The organism is Dietzia maris (assembly GCF_014144855.1).
Classification (GTDB): Bacteria; Actinomycetota; Actinomycetes; order Mycobacteriales; family Mycobacteriaceae; genus Dietzia; species Dietzia kunjamensis.
Map to the genome: position 1 here is coordinate 1 of NZ_JAALDN010000240.1, position 2,390 is coordinate 2,390.

The 2,390-nt window shown below is 70.9% G+C and carries 3 protein-coding genes; 1 reads left to right on the forward strand and 2 read right to left on the reverse strand.

Annotated features, from left to right (window positions below):
• Together G6024_RS08375 and G6024_RS08380 are read right to left on the reverse strand one after the other, a co-directional pair.
• Positions 1-352: iron chelate uptake ABC transporter family permease subunit (locus tag G6024_RS08375; RefSeq protein WP_277355617.1), on the reverse strand; the 352-nt coding region annotated here is incomplete at its 3' end.
• Positions 353-435: 83 nt separating this feature from the next.
• Complete coding sequence (locus tag G6024_RS08380; RefSeq protein WP_159148478.1) at positions 436-1,542, reverse strand: iron-siderophore ABC transporter substrate-binding protein; 1,107 nt, start codon at positions 1,540-1,542, stop codon at positions 436-438.
• A gap of 238 nt (positions 1,543-1,780) precedes the next feature.
• Between G6024_RS08380 and G6024_RS08385 the strand changes: the two genes are divergently transcribed.
• On the forward strand, positions 1,781-2,390 hold a 610-nt coding region (locus G6024_RS08385), incomplete at its 3' end, for a pyridoxal-dependent decarboxylase (RefSeq protein ID WP_235027818.1).

Here is a 2,390-nt window from a genome sequence, read left to right on the forward strand (position 1 = left end):
CGAGCGCGGCGCCCGCGGTGAGCCCGAGCAGGCCCGGGTCGCCGAGCGGATTGCGGGTGGCGCCCTGGAGCCCGGCGCCCGCCACAGCAAGCGCGGCCCCCACGAGGATCGCGGTGATCGTGCGGGGAACCCGGGCGGCCACCACCACCTCGTCCATCCCGGTACCCGAACCGGGGGCGAGGGTGGCCATGAGGTCACCGGCGAACACCTGCGACGGGAGCGCCGCCAACACCGACCACACCACCGTCGGGTCGACGGATCGCGCTCCCACGAACAGCGAGAGTGCCACGCCCGCGACGAGCAACGTCGACGAGGCCACCGTGCCGATCACGACACGGTGGCGCCGCTGCACGGTCGGTACCGCAGGCACCGCCGACCCGCCCGCCGGGAGGACAGGCGGGTCGGCGGTGCTCGTCGCGGGGCTGGTCACGCTTCTCAGGCCTGCTCTGCCGCCGCGATGATGTCGGGCACGACGTTCTCCAGCGCCCACGGCAGGCTCAGCGGCGACGAGGCGGAGATCGAGAGCACCTGCTGCTCGTCGGTCTGGACGACCATCCGCCCGGCCTCGACCGCGGGGATGCGCCCGAGCAGCGGGTCGGACTCGATGGCCTCGCGGACCTCCGGGGAGGTGGCGTAGGTGACGAGGATGTCGGACACCAGCTCGTCGGCGCGCTCGGGTGACCAGGTCACCGCGAACTCCTCGGGCGAGCCGCTCGAGGCCTCGGCGACGACCGGCGCCTGGACCATCCCGAGCTGCTCGAGGAAGCGGGGGCGGTTGTCGACGTCGGTGAAGGCGTAGATCTTCTCCGCCGCGTCGGGGTCGACGGTGCCGTAGATGAAGGTCGTGTCGCGGATTCCCGGGTTGTCCGAGGCGACCTGATCGATCTGCCCCTCGACGTCCGTGATGAGCTCCTCGGCGGCCTCGGAACGACCGAGGGCCTCGCCGATCAGCCGGGTTGAGTCCTGCCACGCGGTGCCGAACGCGACGTCGCCCTCCGGCATCGCGATGGTGGGGGCGATCTTCGAGAGGGTCTCGTACTCCTCCTCGGTCATCCCGGAGTAGACACCCAGGATGAGATCCGGCTCGAGGGCGGCGATCGCCTCGGTGTTGATTCCGTCGGTCTCGGAGTACAGCGTCGGCATGTCACCGCCGACCTCCTCCAGCTCCGCGTCGAACCAGTCGGTGGACCCGTTCGCGTTGGCGCCGAACGAGTTGCGGGGCATCCCCACCGGAACCACGCCCAACGCCAGGGAGACGTCGGCGTTGACCCAGGAGATGGTGGCCACCCGCTGGGGCGCCTCCGGGATCTCGGTCTCGCCGTAGGCGTGCGCGATGGTGCGGGGGAACTCGCCCTGCCGCTCGACCTCGCCTCCCGCGCCGGCGTCCCCGCCGTCGCCGACGGCGCCGGTCGAGCACCCGGCCAGCACGGCCAGGAGCGCCGCGAAGGCCGCGAGGGCCACGAGGACCGCCCGGGCCCGAGGGAGCGCGGGGCCGTCAGGTCCGTCGAGCGTCAGCCGGGATCGTGTAGCGGGTGCGGTCATGGGGTCTCCGTCTGGTGTGGAACGTCGCCCGCCCGGAACCGACCCAGGCGACTTAGGCTTGGCTTACCTTGGTGGGCGTCACCGTAGCGGGAGCCGGACCCTCAACGCAACAGCTACGTCAAAGATTTCCACTTCACCTGTCCCGCAACGTGATTCATGTCACTCTACTGTTGTTTAGGTAAGCCTACCCTGCATAGCGTTCGGTCGTGCCACTGTCCCCGAGTAGGTCGGAGTACCCGTGAACGATCCATTGTTGAGCAGCCGGAACCGGGAGGCCCACGCCGCCGCCCTGGCTGCCGCGACCGCCGAGGTGAGCCGGTATCTCGACGGTCGGACCACGCCGCGCTCGTCCGCGTCGCCCTCGACGTTGGCAGCGCAGACCGCCGCCGTCGATCTCGCCGCACCGCTGGGCACGCTGGACAGGGCACTCGAGGAGGTTCGGGAGCTCTACCTCGACCACGCCGTCGGCTACCACCACCCGCGCTACCTCGCCCACCTCAACTGCCCGATCACCATCCCGGCGGTCGCCGCCGAGGCACTCGCGACATCGGTCAATACGGCTGTAGAAACCTGGGACCAGGGCACGTCGGCGTGTCTGATCGAACAGAGGCTCATCGACTGGGTCACCGGGCTCATCGGTTTCGACGCCAGTGCTTTCGACGCCAGTGATCTCGACGCCAGTGTTCTCGACGCCACCCCCCGCCCGGACGGCGTCTTCACCACCGGCGGTACCGCCTCCAACCTGCAGGGCCTGTTCACCGCCCGCGAGGACCGTCTCGCCCGACCGGCCCCCGGGCGCCGGGGTGCGGGGCGGGACGCGGACCGCGGCGCCCGACTGTCCCGCCTGC